This is a genomic window from Paenibacillus sp. FW507-14B1B, assembly GCF_058781425.1.
In genome coordinates this window covers 812,307-828,039 of record NZ_JBYSWS010000002.1, presented here as the reverse complement: position 1 = coordinate 828,039, position 15,733 = coordinate 812,307, and the positions used below count along the sequence as shown (strand labels likewise).

Here is a 15,733-nt window from a genome sequence, read left to right as displayed (position 1 = left end):
AGCCGGGGGTTGATGAGACCCGGTACACACTAAGTTCGTGAATTACACTCTGGAGTATCTCGGGTAATGCCGAGCGGAAATGGCGAACGATAACTCGCCTTAAGAGCGGTATGAATGGCGTATGTTCAAGTGTAGCGACCATTTATGCAATCTGGGTGGTAACACGGTTGTCCAATCGTCCCTATGTCTACAATAGACATAGGGACTTTTTTGTTTACCGTGACATGATATTTCGTAATAAGAATTTGGATAACATTGAGGGAGTGAATGGCAATGAATATTATCGATGAACTGGAATGGCGCGATGCCATTAATCAACAGACGGATGCAGAAGGACTTCGAGAGTTAACGAATCAGAAGGCAGTTTCCTTGTATTGTGGTGTAGATCCAACAGGTGACAGTATGCATATTGGTCACTTGATTCCATTCATGGTGCTGAAACGTTTCCAGCTTGCGGGCCATCGTCCTGTCATTCTGATTGGAGGCGCAACCGGTACGATTGGGGACCCAAGTGGTCGTTCCGCTGAACGCTCATTGCAAACGCTGGAGCAAGTTCAAGCAAATGTAGATGCCTTGACTGAGCAAATGAAAAAGCTCTTCGTTACAGAAGGCGACAATCAAATCCGTATGGTGAATAACTATGACTGGACGCACAAAATCAATGTGATCGAATTCTTGCGTGACTATGGTAAGAACTTTAACCTCAACTCAATGCTTGCTAAGGATGTAGTAGCGAGCAGGCTGGATAGCGGTATTTCGTTTACCGAATTCTCATACCAAATCCTGCAATCCCTAGATTACTTGCATCTGTACCAAAATGAAGATGTGCAGCTGCAAATCGGTGGTTCTGATCAGTGGGGGAACATTACAAGCGGTCTGGATCTGATCCGCAAAAAAGAAGGCTCTGAAGCGAAAGCTTTCGGTCTTACGATTCCGCTTATGCTGAAAGCTGACGGAACGAAGTTCGGTAAAACAGCCGGCGGAGCGATTTGGCTTGATCCGAAGAAGACGACGCCATTCGAATTCTACCAGTTCTGGGCGAACACAGATGACCGTGATGTTGTTAAATACTTGAAGTACTTCACATTCTTGTCCAAAGAACAAATTGATGAGCTCGCTGAGAAGGTGGAGACTGAGCCGCATAAACGTGAAGCTCAAAAAACATTAGCTGAGGAAATGACGAGATTCGTGCATGGGGAAGAAATGCTGGAACAGGCAAAACGTATTACAGCAGCTTTGTTCAGCGGAGATATTAAGTCCCTTACGGCAGATGAAATCGAGCAAGGCTTTAAAGAAATGCCGACTTTCGAAGCTACACAAGAATCGAAGAATATTGTGGACTGGCTTGTAGATTTAGGCATTGAACCATCCAAGCGTCAAGCTCGTGAGGATATTACCAAAGGTGCGATTTCAATGAATGGTGAGCGCGTTACCGATGTGGGCTTTGAAGTGACAGCTAACGAAGCCATTGGTGGCCGCTTTATCATCATCCGCAAAGGCAAGAAGAATTACAGCTTGGTGAAGATGTCTTAGGAGACAGAGAATTAAGATAGCATCAATCATGAAAACCGCTAACACACCGACGTGTTGGCGGTTTTTTTGTGTCATAATCTAAAGATGCCAGTATTCTTAGATTAGCTAATAAAACAGGAGTTCTTTAATATCAAATGGAAATATATATGATTCATAAGTTTGCCGTGTTTCTACGCCCTAATTCTTTCATGATTAATGATATGGAGGTAGTCTACTATGAAAATATTCGTAGCGGGTTCCACAGGAGTGATTGGAAGGTTGTTGCTTCCGAAGTTAGTAAAGGCTGGTCATGAAGTCATTGGAATGACGCATAGCCCGGAACGAATATCTTTTATAGAAGGTTTAGGTGCTAAGGCGATTGTGGTTGATGCATTTGATCGAGAAGGGGTTCTTTCAGGGGTCGGAGAAGTAAGGCCGGATGTGATCATTCATCAGCTTACTTCATTAAGTCAGTGGGACTTGGCGGACAACGCAAGGATTAGAATAGAGGGGACGCGGAATTTGGTAGATGCTGCTCACGCTGCAGGTGTAAAGCGAATGATCGCTCAAAGCATTGCTTGGGCATATGAAGCAGGCGATCACCCGGCTACCGAAAGTGCTCCTTTAGATATTCACGCTCCTATGCCACGTAAGATGACTATTGATGGTATCGCGACATTGGAAGGAGCGGTTGCTGAGATCCCGAATCATGTGATTCTGCGTTACGGAATGCTTTACGGACCCGGTACATGGTACGATTTCAAAGGTTCGGTAGCGGAACAAGTGGTGAATCGTAAGCTTCCTGCAACCGATGATATCCTGTCTCTCCTTCATGTAGAGGATGCGGCGCATGCAGCGATGTTAGCGCTGAATTGGCCGACGGGTCCAGTTAACATTACCGATGATGAACCGGTTCCAGGTACACAGTGGCTACCGGTTTATGCGGATCTTCTGCAAGCTCCTATTCCAGATTATCAACCGGGAAGTAATAGATGGCAGCGGGGCGCATCGAATGTAAAAGCACGCAGCAAGTATGGCTGGGTACCACTTTATCCTTCGTGGAGATCGGGATTTGTACGATCGTTAAGATGATATACGTGAAACGTTCCCCAAAAACAAATGGACTACGTCTCTAATGACAGGGTCCATTTGTTTTATTTGAAATTTTCAGATTAATACTGCGATGAAAATCAGTTTCAGCCTGATAAACTTTATGGAGAACAGTATTTGGATGCGTTATATTGAATACAACATCATTCAGATCAATTGTTTTATAACAATACAAGGAGGTAGTCATGACTATTCAACTTAAGACCGAACTTTGCGCTATGTTCAATATTCGCTATCCACTGTTTTTAGCAGGAATGGCGGGGGGGACGACGACTGTAGAGTTAGTTGCTGCTGTGTCGAATGCAGGTGGACTTGGAACGCTGGGTGCAGCGTATATGGAGCCTACTGCCATTCGAAAAGCTATCCTAGAGATTCGTAAGCTAACCGATAAACCTTTTGCAGTTAATCTCTTTGCATCTAGGGATTCGGATAACAATGAAAGAATTAGAGAAGTGCAGCGAGCGTTAAACCCTATGCGTAGGAAGCTTGGAATGGCGAGTGTGGTTGGGGAGGATGTGGCAACCGCTAATCTATTTGAGGAGCAGATAACGGTGCTGCTCGAAGAACAGGTGCCTGTCATCAGCACGGCATTTGGTATACTTCCTGAGCCTTTCATGCGGGAAGCTAAGAAGGCTAAACTTCTTGTTGTTACGATGGTAACAACAGTACGTGAGGCTCTTTTGGCGGAGCAAGCAGGCTGTGATGCAATTGTTGCCCAAGGTAGCGAAGCGGGCGGGCACCGAGGAACGTTTGATATTACAGAGCACAGGATGGGAGCCAACATCGGTACGTTTGCATTGGTTCCGCAAATTGTGGATCAGGTTAAGATTCCTGTTATTGCTGCGGGAGGGATTATGGATGGTCGAGGGCTTGTTGCCTCACTGGTTCTAGGGGCACAAGGCGTTCAGATGGGAACGCGATTTCTGACAGCGATTGAATCGGGCGCGCATGATGCTTATAAGCAAGCGCTGCTGAACAGCACGGAAGAGAGCACAGTCCTAACAAAGGGGTTCTCAGGCCGACCTGCTAGAGGAATACAAAATGGTTTTATTCGGGAATGGGATGCAAGCGGGGTGGAGCCACTTCCTTTTCCAACACAGAATACGGTGACTCGCGATATAAGAAACGAGGCTAACCGCCAAAGTAATCCAGACTATATGTCATTATGGGCGGGACAAGGCACAAGATTACTAACCTCTGAACAATCTGCTGAGGATATTGTCGATGAGACGATCCGACAGGCACTTTTGATATGTGATGAATGAACGTTCATGATGCCTTTGTCCTTGGTCTTGACCTTGACCTTGAACTTGAACTTGAACTTGGCCTTGGCCTTAGCCTTAGCCTAATGCTTTGGGACGCTCTATCGACTCATTTTTTGTGGTTTGCGGACTGACGTTCCGCTATTTTGCCGTTTTTATGAATTTGACGATGTAAGCGGACAGGAAATCCGTTATTACCGATGAATTGATGAAATTTAGCTTGATCTGAGCAAATAACGGAATCTCTGTCCGCTATGATGCATGTTTACATGTTACTCTATCGTTTTATCGTTTCTGCGCAACGGTACACACTTACAATCGCAGCTTATAAGAACGAGCACGCTGATGACCGCTTGCGATATCGAGTATATTTAGATGAACTAGTTTATGCAGGATACGTCTAGTTTGTCGGTCACTCACGCGTAGATGGCTAGCGAGTTCCAAAGGGGTTATCGGACGCAATAAGCGGCGTGCGAAACGGACCGTTTCAGCTTCTAGCCAAGACAATGAGGCAGCAACGTCAGATGCTATGAACTTTCCAATAAACGAAAGGACCAATTGTTGGCACTGTTTGGGCTCATCGACGATAGAGGGATAGGCAATCGGAAGAAACGTCCATCCATCAAGCGATAACAAGCAATGTCGGCGGCATAAGTCTTTAAATCTTCTCACATCTAGATCTCTAGCATGAGACCCATAGCCTTGAATTTCTATACCACCGTTTGCACCGGCAGGCATATATGCGAGGTCGAGATAACGATACCCATTACCGAAATCACGAACCTCCCACTCAGGAAGTAGGTGCCTCAAGTTTCCGACAGCAGGAAACCATACGGATCTCAGGAATTCTACCGTTCCATGGCCCAGTCCCTTAGATAGTAGTTCGCGCCTTCTGGGATTTGTCTCGTGATTCAAGTTTTCCTGTAACCACTGTTCATATTGTTGTTCAAATCCAATCATGATTTCTAGTCCCCTTTGTTACAATGAATTTTTTGACCTAGATAAAACAAAAGCCGCCCCTATACAATTGCACCCTAATTAATCAGGATGATCATTGTATAGAAGCGGCGTGTTCTTCACGACGTTCACTTTGCTATTATATCGTTGGCCTCTAAGATCAACAATGTTTTAATCCAGAACAGTGAGAATATTGGAGCTTGAGGAGGTGATAAGTCCTATGTATTTAACGATGTAAACGCTGAGGAATGATTTGAGGTATCCAGTTCTTACGTGTTGTAATTTCATGATTAACAACGAGCAGGAGGGAGCATGAATAATATTCATTACTTATCTCAGTTCAATCTGCTCCATTCGCTGGAGACGGAAGACCTTATTGAAATGGAACAATTGACTCGAATTACCGTAATCCCGAGGAACACTTTCATTCAGACACCGGAAACATTTACTCCGGGGCTTTATTTTGTGAAAAAAGGAAGGGTGCGCTTATATAGATTGAATTCAGATGGCAAGCAGTTTACGTCTGATGTCCTTAATGAAGGAAATGTATTTGGTGAGTTGAATATGATTTCATTTGGAACGAAGGAACATTATATTGAAACAATTGAAGAAAGTCATATTTGTCGTATTGATCACACAAGATTTGAACAATTTATCATGCATCGTCCTAGATTTGTGATGGCATTAATCCAAGTGTTGAGTAATCGCATTAACAGCATGAGCCTGCTCACACAGAATTTAGCTATTGGTAATTTGCATGATAAAATTTTGTGCGTGCTTATGGAATTATCTGCTCAACATGTCGTTAGAAGGGATGAAAGTGATGATCCGTTTCACCAAATAGATGTCCCACTTTCCCACCAAGATATTGCACATATGATCGGGGCGAGTAGAGAGGCTGTGACTGTTGCGTTGCAAGAGCTGGTTAAGGGGGGATTAATTAAGACGGGATTTAGAACGATTTATATCAACCGTGAAAAGATTCAGAAGAGAAATTTCTTATAAAGATGTAAACTGCATTACATCTAATTAATGCGAGAGGTCCGTATCATAAAGGCGAATGCCCTTATGTGGAAGGAGGACTGCTATTGCTATGGATGATGAACAAGGAAAGCAGATTTCAAGTGATATTTTACAACGAAAAGGAGCTCGTAAAATATCAGATATTCCAAATGAAGTTGTAGAACGACTCCAGAAGGGACAACTACAGTCGATTAATTTAACAGAGTGGCTTGCTGTGAACCATATCGTACTTCTGCAACATGTTCTGAACGATTTGGGGTTTGAGAGAGTGTCTACTGAGATCATCCAAAGGCTGAATGATTTCCGGGATAAGACTAAAGCGATGAAGATTATTCCTGCAATTGCACGCGAATGGCACACATTACTGGATTCTGTTACGAAGACAGAGCAGTCCCGAATTTTCAATACGTTAAGTGAGCATCGCTCTGATAGCGTACGCTGCTGGGCTGCGTATATCATAGGAGAGGATGAGAGCTTGAGTACACTTGAAAAGCTCGCAAGTATTCGTCCATTCGCTGCAGATTCTCATTTTGGTGTGCGTGAAATTTCATGGATGGCTGTAAGGGAATCCTGTACCCGAGATTTGCATGAAGTTATTGGATTTTTAGCTGATTGGGTACGTGATGAAGATGCGAATATTCGAAGGTTTGCTATCGAATTAACACGACCGCAAGGGGTGTGGGCTAAACATATCCCTGCATTAAAAGAAAACCCAGCCATCGCACTCCCCCTCTTGGAAGTTGTGAAGTCTGATTCAACAAAATATGTCCAAGATTCCGTTAGTAATTGGCTGAACGATGCTAGCAAATCTAACCCTGAGTGGGTAATTCGTACATGCGATATATGGCTGAGTGAGTCAGATGCGAAGGAGACCAAGCGGATCGTAACACGTGCGAAGAGAAGTTTAGTGAAGACATAACTACAAATAAAAAAAGAAGGAGGTAACGCTTTAGCCACCTTAAAATTATTCTATTAAATGGATAAAAATCTATATCATTCTAATTATTGTGTAATTACGATCTGACATCTCAGGCTATAGATATTGCATATCTAGCAGTGAAGTCATGAAATCAACTAAATGTGAATACGCATACATAATGAGTTAGATATCAACCATTAGAAAAGGGGGCAATTAATGTACACCTCATGTAGAAAAACACAAAAACAATATCTTGCAATTCTCATGACATTACTTATGGTTTTAACATCATTTGGGGCTTATGCTCAGGTAAGTAATGCCGATTCAACCAATCTATCAACGGATACTCCGATTAAGAATGTAGCGCTAGGTAAGAAGATGACTAGCAGTGTGGCATTTTCTAACATGGGAGTTATTAATGATGGGGTTAAGGACAATACGAATGCCTACTCTGAAGATTATCCGAATGGAAGTGGTTTACAGTGGATTCAGTTTGACCTAGGTAAAAGTTATGATATCTCAGAGGTGAATATTTGGCGTTACTGGAATGACAAGAGGACATATCGCGATCTAATCATCAGGTTGTCGAATACCTCTGATTTCACTGGCGAAGTTAAGACAGTCTTTAGCAATGACACGAATAATAGTGCAGGGTTTGGTACCGGAACAGATGCAGAATATGTAGAGACAAGTGCAGGGAAAAGTATTACCTTTAATGAGACCAATGCGAGATATGTAAGAGTTTATTCAGGTGGAAGCACGGCGAACGCGAACAACCATTTTGTTGAAGTTGAAGTGATGGGAGTGGAAGCTCCACCTACTGAGGCTCCAGCTGTACCGACGGGTTATGCTTATCCGATGGGGACTTCTCGAATCAATGCAGCCTGGAATATACCTGAAGGAGCTTCAGGGTATGATATTGAGGTTGATGGTAGTGTGATATCGGGTGTCAATATGCCTTTTGGGCATAGCGGGTTATCTCAGGAAACCACACATACTTACCGAGTTCGATCCAAGAATGCTATTGGAACTAGTGAATGGAGTGAACCTTTTAGCGGTACCACACTAGCGCCTGTTACTGTAGGTTCAAGGTTTATGGGGCCTGATCCTGGAACGGCAAAAGGAACAAATCCAGAAGACGGTGTATATGTGCTAAGTAACTCTATACTCTCAGCTAAGTTTCAGTTATCGGAGAATGATCTGACCCTAGCGGAATTCCGGAACAAGATCGAGGGGAATGTTAATCCAGTTAAGGCCGGACAGCTCTTCTCCCTTGAGCTTTCGGGTTCAACAAATGTGCTCGATACGGATATGACTGCAGGAGAGCCAACATTAACACGAATCACGGGCCAATCAAGCAGTACCAAGGTATCTGATCGTGATAACGGCTGGCGATTAAATGTACCTTTTACCTATACAGATCAAGGAAAAACGCTGACGGTAAATTGGAGTGCAACGCTACGAGATGGCTCCAATTATATCATCCAGAATGTATCTTACACGGCGACTTCTGGGAACTGGAATGTGACCAAGGTCAAGCTCATAGATATCACAGCAGCAGGGGTTGAAAAAGCAGGTGCGGTGGATGGTTCGCCATTCTTTGCAGGTAAAGTATTCTTCGCGCAGCAAACACCTGTAGCTAAGGTTAGTATCAATGGAAATACAGCAAAGGCATATGTAGACCGGGGAGACGAAACCTTAGAGGGTCAGTCGTTTGAGCAAAGTTCTGTTATCGGAATCTATCCATATAATCAGAAGCTCAGGGGCTTCCAGTACTATATAGAGAGAGAAAGAGCACATGAGCATTACAGCTTTCTTCACTACAATTCTTGGTATGATCTTAGCTGGATTTTTGATACATATATGACAGAAGCTGAATCTCTAAAAACAATTCGACTCTGGGGCGAGGAATTCATACAGCAAAGAGGTGCCCCATTGAAAAACTTCCTGTTTGACGATGGATATGATGATTACAGCACTTCCGCCAAAACAATCTGGGATTTTAATCCGATTACATATCCTAACGGTGCTTCAGTCATGAAGGCTGCTGCTGAGGGATATGGCGCAAGTCTTGGCTTCTGGCTTAGTCCTACAGGCGGATACTATCAGAAATTACCTGCAAGAGTTGCTGTTGGGAAGAAGATGAGTAACCCGACCGAAACGAAAACTAGCGGTAATGAAGAGATTTTTAAAATGAGTGGTCCGAATTACTATAACGTGTTTAAGGATGCAGTGACGAAGAAACAGCTACAGGAAGGTACGAAACACTTCAAATTCGATCGAACAGAAGGAATTGAAGATTTCCATGCTCTTCTGAGGCTGACAGGAGATATGAGGGAGAATGATCCATCGGTATTTATTAACGCTACAGTTGGATCATGGGCTTCACCGTATTTCACATTCTATGTAGATTCCATCTGGCGCGGTGGGGGAGATATGGGCAAGACCGGAACGGGCTCCATCAGGCAGCAGTGGGTCAACTACCGTGACAAAGTAAGTCGTGATTTGTTACAACAAAATCCGTTCTATCCTCTGAATTCATTGATGGTTCATGGGGTCGTGCATTCTAGATTTGGTCAAGGAGCTTGGGTTAGTCATGAGAATGGTACTGAAAGTGGACCATTACTCGATATGACGAAAGAAGTAAACTTAAAAGACTTCTCAGATGAGGTGTGGTCCTATTTCGCCTCTGGTTATAACTTGCAAGAATTATATATCAGGCCTACGGAAGACTACACGACAGATAAAATGTGGGATATTCTTGCCGAAGCTTCTGCATGGGCTGAATTAAACCATAATGTGTTGTTAGACTCCCACTTTATCGGTGGAGACCCGGGGAAAGATGCTTACGGCATCGCTTCGTATTCAACTTCGAAAGGTGTGCTCATGCTTCGAAATCCTTCGAGCACCAGTCAGACGATTTCTGTAGATGTAAGCGCAGACTTTATGCTACCTCCGGGGGCTAAGGCCAATTATCGATTAGAGAACAAGCTTAGTGAAGAAACGGATCTTCATCTCAAAGCAGGAATACGACACATCTTTACGATTCCAGCTCACTCTGTTCTGTTGTATGAAGCTTATCCGGAAGGCACAGAAGTCATTCCTGGGGATATAAACAACCATGCCCCTGTTGCAAGTGACACGGAATTAACAACTCCGAAAGACACACCTGTTCGTGGAACGATGAGTGCCAGTGATAAAGATCTAGAGCCATTAACGTTCCAGATCGTCAAAGAAGCGGAAAAGGGTAGTGTAGTGATTGATAATACCGAGAAGGGGACATTTACTTACACGCCAAATGCAGGATTTGTTGGCACAGATACATTTACATTCAAGGTTAGTGATGGGAAGAAGGAATCAGAAACAGCGACCGTTACGATTCATATTGGGGAAGCGGAGTCCGTACTCTCTACAACTCTTACGGGGCCTGACATCATTAAAGCGGGTGAGACATTTAAGATTCAGTATGGTTTGAACAACACGAAGTCGCCCGCACTGGCCCAAGAAATTCTAATGAACTATGATACAGAGAGAGTAGAATTTGTATCCGCAGAATCATTGCTTAAGAACGTTTCGATACTGGAGCCGATTAAGAATACCGCAGGTAAGCTGCATATGATTTTATTCAGCCAAGGAATGGAGAATGCAGTATCCGGCAATGCCCAAGTGGTGGAACTGACGTTTAAAGCAAAGGATACGGATAAGGATGTTACAAGCAAGGTGTCTATTACAAAAGCACTGCTTGGTGATGCAGACGGTGTAGAATCTGAAGCAAGATCATCAGAGCTAAGTTTCAAGATTACGACAGAAAGCACAGAGATTGTTCCAGATCTTAATAACGATGGAAAAATAACAATCGGTGATCTGGCAATTGTGGCAGCCGCTTATGGTAAAGACACGAATAGCCCTGATTGGCTGCAAGTGAAGAAAGCAGATGTCAATAAAGATGGTAAAATCGATATAGCTGATCTTGCAGCGGTGGCTGCTCGTATTTTGCAGTAATTCTAAAATTCTCAATATGTCAATTGGAACACAGCAAGGATCCCAACTGGAGCGCGGGGTTCTGCTGTGTTTCTTTATGGTTTGAAACAAATGAATAACTATAAAAAATGGTTGTTTTCTTACATTGTTTCCCTAAACACACTCGTGTATGGTAATTACTGTGAAAATAGATGAGAAAAGAGGGCAACCATGGGAATGAGAAAATTCGCTTTAATTACCACCTCTATCGTAGTAATTGCAGCAGTTGCTATATACCTACTGATCCCTAAGAACATGGAGGATAGAACGGAAGAAGAGAGGGATGTAAAGGTAGATTCGGTTTCTGAAATTCTCAAGAATGATCAAATTTCTATGGAAGAAAAGGCACGCCGATTGGTAGCCCAGATGAATGACAAGGAAAAGATCGGACAGCTTGTCATGTACACGCCAACGGATCAAGCAGATGAATTCTCACGCAGAATGATCGAAGAATATTTCGTGGGGAGTGCTCTTTTGAATCGCCATATTCAGAGTGCTGCTAAGAATGCTGAGTTTACGAACCAACTTCAGACCTGGGCGACCAAATCCAGGTTAGGGATACCGATGTTTATATCAGGTGATATGGAATATGGTGCAGCACAACGAGTACCGGAAGAGGCAACAGTCCTGCCAAGACAGATGGCGATTGGGGCGACTCGTAATGTTGAACATGCTGAACAAGCAGCTCGTCTGACGGCTATTGAGGCAAAAGCGATGGGATTCCATTGGAGCTATTCCCCTGTTGCTGACGTAAACTCCAATCTTCATAATCCAGTTATCGGAGTGCGCTCTTTTGGCGAGAATACGAAGTTAGTCACGGACATGACGATTGCTGAGGTCAAAGGTTATCAAGCTGAAGGAGTAATATCGAGTGCTAAACATTTCCCGGGACATGGAGATACAGGATTTGATACGCATTCCACGCTGGCTAAAGTCTCTTATAGTGCTGAAGAGCTTAGGCGCGTGCATCTTCCGCCATTTCAAGCGGCAATTGACCAAGGGATTGAATCCATTATGACATCTCATATCATTATTGAATCGATTGATCCAGTATTACCTGCAACCTTGTCCAAGAAAGTACTAACCGGATTGTTAAGAGAAGAAATGGGATTCGACGGAATGATTGTTACCGATGCGATGGTAATGGAGGCTATTTCGAAGAATTGGGGAGCTGGCGAGGCAGCAGTTATGGCGGTAAATGCAGGAGCAGATATCATCATGGCTAACGGATCTGCGACCGATCAAATCGATACACTGGATTCGCTATATAAAGCTCTACAAGATGGGAAGATAGAAAAAAGACGGGTTGATGAGTCTGTAGAGCGGATCCTCAAGTATAAAATAAAAATGAACTTATTTGATCATCGTCTGGTAGACGTAGAGAATGCGACCAATGTAGTTGGGAATGATGAACATTGGAGAATATCCAAACAGATTGCACAAGATTCGATTACTTTAGTTAAAAATGAAAATGTGCTTCCTTTTGATCCTGAATCGGAAGAAAAAACTTTAGTTGTAAGTGTGGCCTATGCCAGTTTTATAGGTGAAGCTGTTAGTAAAGCGAGCCAAGGCGAAGTGTTTACTGTTCAGGTTGCTCCCGCTTCGGGTGAGCCTTTAGATGTTAGTACCCCAGCAATTAATCGTGCGGTTGAGCAGTCTAAGCAGGCAGATCGTATTATTGTATTCACACAATCCGATCGTGAGATCCCGCAAGGTCAAATTGATCTTGTGAACGCTTTAATCGCAACAGGAAAACCGGTTGTTACTGTCTCACTTGGTAATCCCGGTAACATACTCGGTTATCCGAATGCGAAAGCCTATTTATCGACATATGCATTAGATAATTGGTACTGGATGACGCCAGTCCCTGTATCATGGGAGGCAGCTGTTCAGGTGATATTTGGGGCTAAACCCATGGGTAAACTACCCGTAACAATAAGTGAAGACTATCCCGAAGGGTTTGGACTCAGCTATCCATAGTTGTACAATCAAAAGCCGTCAAACGGTTCGATGGTTTGATGGCTTTTTGTAATGTGATCTAATCTATCATAATCTGATCTACTATTTCTCTCAGTATGCTATACTGACTTCGAAGGAGGAGACAGATGAAACCTATTAATAAACTTAACGTGCAAGATGAATTTGTTGGCTTTTATCTACTCAAAGAATTGAATCTTAGACAAACGAACAGCACACCACCTAAAGATTATTTCGATATTGTGCTATCGGATTCTAGTGGCCAAATCTCAGCGAAATATTGGGACGTAACCATTCAAGATAAAGAAACGTTCTTACCTATGCAATTGGTTAAAATTCAGGGGTTTGTTCATAGCTATCGTGATCAGGCTCAGGTGAAGATTAGCAAAATCCGCAAAGCTAAAGATGAGGATGGCGTATCTCTGACGGATTTTGTAAGATCTGCTCCTATACGTCCGGTTGATTTATTGCATACCATTAAACTTACGATGAATGATATAACGGATCCTCAGATTCGATTGATTGTACAGCATTGTGTAAGTAAGGTAGAAGAGAAGTTAATGCATTATCCCGCTGCCAAAACTTTTCATCATGCTTATTTTGCTGGGCTTGCCTATCACATTGTTCGCATGTTAGAGCTTGGGGATTTCCTATGCAAGCAGCGACCATTCTTGAATCCGGATTTACTAAAAGCCGGAATTATTCTGCATGATATTGCGAAGCCGGAAGAAATGATTGCTCAGATGGGAATTGTTACAGATTATAGCAACCACGGGAAGCTAATTGGTCATATCGTGTTGGCTAATAATTGGATTGTTGAAGCAGCGATACAGAACGATATTTCACTTGATTCAGAACTCATTCTCGGTTTACAGCACTTGGTATTATCGCATCATAATTTGGGGGAATGGGGAAGTCCAGTACAGCCTCAAACAGCTGAGGCAGTAGCTTTACATTACATTGACACAATGGATGCTAAGCTGCAAATGGTAGAGGATGCGCTAGATACAACGGCCGAAACTGAAACCTGGACACCTATGATTCGTGGGCTTGATAACAAGGCGATTTATCGGTTGAAGCTTTAAGTAATACTCACATCCTTCACTGCCATGAAGCAACCAAGCGTTAAACAAAGCCCTTGCAATATCGGTAGGGGTTGTATTACAATGCTATTTAATTAATGGATTCAAATAATGATGATACAAGCGATGAAGGAAAGAGTAAGCGATAGAACGTTCCTGACAGGAAAGGGTAGCCACCGACTGAGAGCTCCCGAGTGAAGGTTCTGCGCTGAAGTTCATTCCGGAGCTGGCATTTGAACGCTTGCATGATAATTGCAAGAAGTAGGATGGCCCGTAACCTTGCGTTAAAAGGTTCAAGTGAGATGTGTTTAAGTTTTTTTTGCATATCTAATTAGGGTGGTACCACGACTCCTCGTCCCTTTGCGGGCGGGGGGTCTTTTTGTATATAAATAGCTATTAAAAGGAGAGATTCGGTATGAGTCAAGGACGTCTTGAGGAATTAAGATCTAAGCTCGATTCGGTTAATCATCAATTGTTAGAGCTCTTATCAGAACGGGCAAGTATTGCTCAAGAGATTGGACTGGAGAAGCAAAAGCAAGGAGTACCTGATTTTGATCCGGTTCGAGAGAAAAAAATGCTTGATACCTTAATCGAGCAAAATAAAGGTCCTTTCGATAATGAAACGGTCCGCCATTTGTTCAAGCAGATTTTTCAAGCATCGCTTAAATTACAACAGGTTGATACGAAGAAGCAATTGCTTGTCAGTCGTAAAAAGAAGCCAGAAGATACACTCATTCAGCTTGGGAACACGATCATTGGCGGTGGAACACCAGTTATGATCGCAGGACCATGCTCCGTTGAGAGTTATGAGCAGGTGCGTCAAGTTGCAGCTGCGCTTAAACAAGCAGGGATCACGGTGATGCGTGGTGGAGCATTTAAGCCAAGAACTTCCCCGTATGATTTCCAAGGGTTAGGTATTGAGGGGCTTAAGATTCTGAAGGAGGTAGCTTCTGAATTCGGTTTGAAGACCATTAGTGAAATCGTAGATCCTGCTCATATCGAGCTTGCATGTGATTATATTGATGTGATTCAAATTGGTGCAAGAAACATGCAAAACTTTGAACTGTTAAAAGCAGCAGGGGATGTGAAGACTCCGGTTCTCCTTAAACGCGGGCTAGCAGCTACAATCGATGAATTTGTTCATGCGGCAGAGTACATTGTATCAAGGGGAAATACGCAGGTTATGCTAATTGAACGTGGAATCCGGACCTATGAAAAAGCAACACGAAACACGCTCGATATTTCTGCAGTTCCGATTCTGAAACAAGAAACGCACCTTCCTGTACTCGTAGATGTGACACATTCAACAGGTCGTAAGGATATCTTGGCTCCTTGTGCGAAGGCAGCTCTGGCCGCTGGCGCAGATGGTGTCATGGTGGAGGTTCATCCTGACCCAGCAACAGCATTATCAGATGCGGCACAGCAATTGAACATTCCTGAATTCCAAGAATTTCTTACGAATGTTAAGGGATCTGGATTGTTATAATATCATGAGGATATGCGGATAATGGAAAAATGAGGATTGACAAATTGTTAGTTTTTCCCTAAGATATTATCAAGTTTGAGTTTCATATGTAAATGTGTTGATTAGAAATAGTAAAAGTGAAGTGACTTTTCAGAGAGCCGTTGGTTGGTGAGAAACGGTAATGTCGTTCCCTTTGAACTCGTCTATGAACAGCTACCTGAATGATGTAGGGTTAGCCGGAATTCCACCGTTACAGGGATAGATGGTGTTGGCCATCGAAGAAGATCATTTTGTATACTTTGTATAAAATGAATTAGAGTGGTACCGCGGGTTCAACCTCGCCTCTATGCATATAGAGGCGGGGTTTTTTTGTTGGTTAAATTCCGGGTTTAACCAACCCCGCTTC

11 protein-coding genes and 2 other annotated features are annotated in these 15,733 nt (G+C 43.2%); of the genes, 10 read left to right on the top strand and 1 reads right to left on the bottom strand.

Features of this window, described 5'->3' with window-relative positions; all coding sequences use genetic code 11:
* Positions 1-273 precede the first annotated feature (273 nt).
* From tyrS to AC3WJJ_RS12085, 4 genes are all read left to right on the top strand, one after another.
* The gene (gene tyrS / locus AC3WJJ_RS12100) at positions 274-1,533 is read left to right on the top strand and encodes a tyrosine--tRNA ligase (protein WP_492540844.1); all 1,260 of its coding nucleotides are present in this window, start codon (positions 274-276) and stop codon (positions 1,531-1,533) included.
* A gap of 216 nt (positions 1,534-1,749) precedes the next feature.
* Positions 1,750-2,604 carry an NAD-dependent epimerase/dehydratase family protein gene (locus tag AC3WJJ_RS12095; RefSeq protein WP_492540842.1) on the top strand — a complete coding sequence of 285 codons (855 nt, stop codon included), beginning with the start codon at positions 1,750-1,752 and terminating at the stop codon, positions 2,602-2,604.
* A gap of 203 nt (positions 2,605-2,807) precedes the next feature.
* Positions 2,808-3,887 carry an NAD(P)H-dependent flavin oxidoreductase gene (locus tag AC3WJJ_RS12090; protein ID WP_492540840.1) on the top strand — a complete coding sequence of 360 codons (1,080 nt, stop codon included), beginning with the start codon at positions 2,808-2,810 and terminating at the stop codon, positions 3,885-3,887.
* On the top strand, positions 3,884-4,018 hold the full coding sequence (locus tag AC3WJJ_RS12085; protein ID WP_492540838.1) for a hypothetical protein: 135 nt from the start codon (positions 3,884-3,886) through the stop codon (positions 4,016-4,018). Before AC3WJJ_RS12090 ends, AC3WJJ_RS12085 begins: the two co-directional genes overlap by 4 nt.
* A 178-nt stretch (positions 4,019-4,196) precedes the next feature.
* Here the strand turns inward: AC3WJJ_RS12085 and AC3WJJ_RS12080 are convergent, their stop codons facing one another.
* On the bottom strand, positions 4,197-4,844 hold the full coding sequence (locus AC3WJJ_RS12080; protein ID WP_492540836.1) for a transcriptional regulator: 648 nt from the start codon (positions 4,842-4,844) through the stop codon (positions 4,197-4,199).
* A gap of 309 nt (positions 4,845-5,153) precedes the next feature.
* On the opposite strand from AC3WJJ_RS12080, the gene AC3WJJ_RS12075 reads away from it, so the two are divergent.
* The 6 genes from AC3WJJ_RS12075 (at position 5,154) to AC3WJJ_RS12050 (ending at position 15,348) form a co-directional block, all read left to right on the top strand.
* Positions 5,154-5,846, top strand: coding sequence for a Crp/Fnr family transcriptional regulator (locus AC3WJJ_RS12075; RefSeq protein WP_492540834.1), 693 nt, complete (start codon positions 5,154-5,156; stop codon positions 5,844-5,846).
* 88 nt (positions 5,847-5,934) lie between these two features.
* Positions 5,935-6,783, top strand: a complete 849-nt coding sequence (locus AC3WJJ_RS12070; protein ID WP_492540832.1) for a DNA alkylation repair protein — start codon at positions 5,935-5,937, stop codon at positions 6,781-6,783.
* A gap of 216 nt (positions 6,784-6,999) precedes the next feature.
* Complete coding sequence (locus AC3WJJ_RS12065) at positions 7,000-10,785, top strand: Ig-like domain-containing protein (protein ID WP_492540831.1); 3,786 nt, start codon at positions 7,000-7,002, stop codon at positions 10,783-10,785.
* 189 nt (positions 10,786-10,974) lie between these two features.
* Positions 10,975-12,783 carry a glycoside hydrolase family 3 protein gene (locus tag AC3WJJ_RS12060; RefSeq protein ID WP_492540829.1) on the top strand — a complete coding sequence of 603 codons (1,809 nt, stop codon included), beginning with the start codon at positions 10,975-10,977 and terminating at the stop codon, positions 12,781-12,783.
* 125 nt (positions 12,784-12,908) lie between these two features.
* The gene (locus AC3WJJ_RS12055) at positions 12,909-13,865 is read left to right on the top strand and encodes a 3'-5' exoribonuclease YhaM family protein (RefSeq protein ID WP_492540827.1); all 957 of its coding nucleotides are present in this window, start codon (positions 12,909-12,911) and stop codon (positions 13,863-13,865) included.
* Between the two features lie 114 nt (positions 13,866-13,979).
* Positions 13,980-14,225: a binding site (T-box leader), on the top strand.
* A gap of 52 nt (positions 14,226-14,277) precedes the next feature.
* Positions 14,278-15,348 carry a bifunctional 3-deoxy-7-phosphoheptulonate synthase/chorismate mutase gene (locus tag AC3WJJ_RS12050; protein ID WP_492540825.1) on the top strand — a complete coding sequence of 357 codons (1,071 nt, stop codon included), beginning with the start codon at positions 14,278-14,280 and terminating at the stop codon, positions 15,346-15,348.
* Positions 15,349-15,436: 88 nt separating this feature from the next.
* Positions 15,437-15,676: a binding site (T-box leader), on the top strand.
* Positions 15,677-15,733: the final 57 nt, after the last annotated feature.

What these genes read in the sequence shown, in the direction of transcription:
- tyrS (WP_492540844.1), top strand. Translation starts at nt 274, where the DNA reads ATGAATATTATCGATGAACTGGAATGGCGCGATGCCATTAATCAACAG.
- AC3WJJ_RS12080 (WP_492540836.1), bottom strand. Translation starts at nt 4,844, where the DNA reads ATGATTGGATTTGAACAACAATATGAACAGTGGTTACAGGAAAACTTG.
- AC3WJJ_RS12050 (WP_492540825.1), top strand. Translation starts at nt 14,278, where the DNA reads ATGAGTCAAGGACGTCTTGAGGAATTAAGATCTAAGCTCGATTCGGTT.
- AC3WJJ_RS12090 (WP_492540840.1), top strand. Translation starts at nt 2,808, where the DNA reads ATGACTATTCAACTTAAGACCGAACTTTGCGCTATGTTCAATATTCGC.
- AC3WJJ_RS12070 (WP_492540832.1), top strand. Translation starts at nt 5,935, where the DNA reads ATGGATGATGAACAAGGAAAGCAGATTTCAAGTGATATTTTACAACGA.
- AC3WJJ_RS12085 (WP_492540838.1), top strand. Translation starts at nt 3,884, where the DNA reads ATGAACGTTCATGATGCCTTTGTCCTTGGTCTTGACCTTGACCTTGAA.
- AC3WJJ_RS12065 (WP_492540831.1), top strand. Translation starts at nt 7,000, where the DNA reads ATGTACACCTCATGTAGAAAAACACAAAAACAATATCTTGCAATTCTC.
- AC3WJJ_RS12055 (WP_492540827.1), top strand. Translation starts at nt 12,909, where the DNA reads ATGAAACCTATTAATAAACTTAACGTGCAAGATGAATTTGTTGGCTTT.
- AC3WJJ_RS12060 (WP_492540829.1), top strand. Translation starts at nt 10,975, where the DNA reads ATGGGAATGAGAAAATTCGCTTTAATTACCACCTCTATCGTAGTAATT.
- AC3WJJ_RS12075 (WP_492540834.1), top strand. Translation starts at nt 5,154, where the DNA reads ATGAATAATATTCATTACTTATCTCAGTTCAATCTGCTCCATTCGCTG.
- AC3WJJ_RS12095 (WP_492540842.1), top strand. Translation starts at nt 1,750, where the DNA reads ATGAAAATATTCGTAGCGGGTTCCACAGGAGTGATTGGAAGGTTGTTG.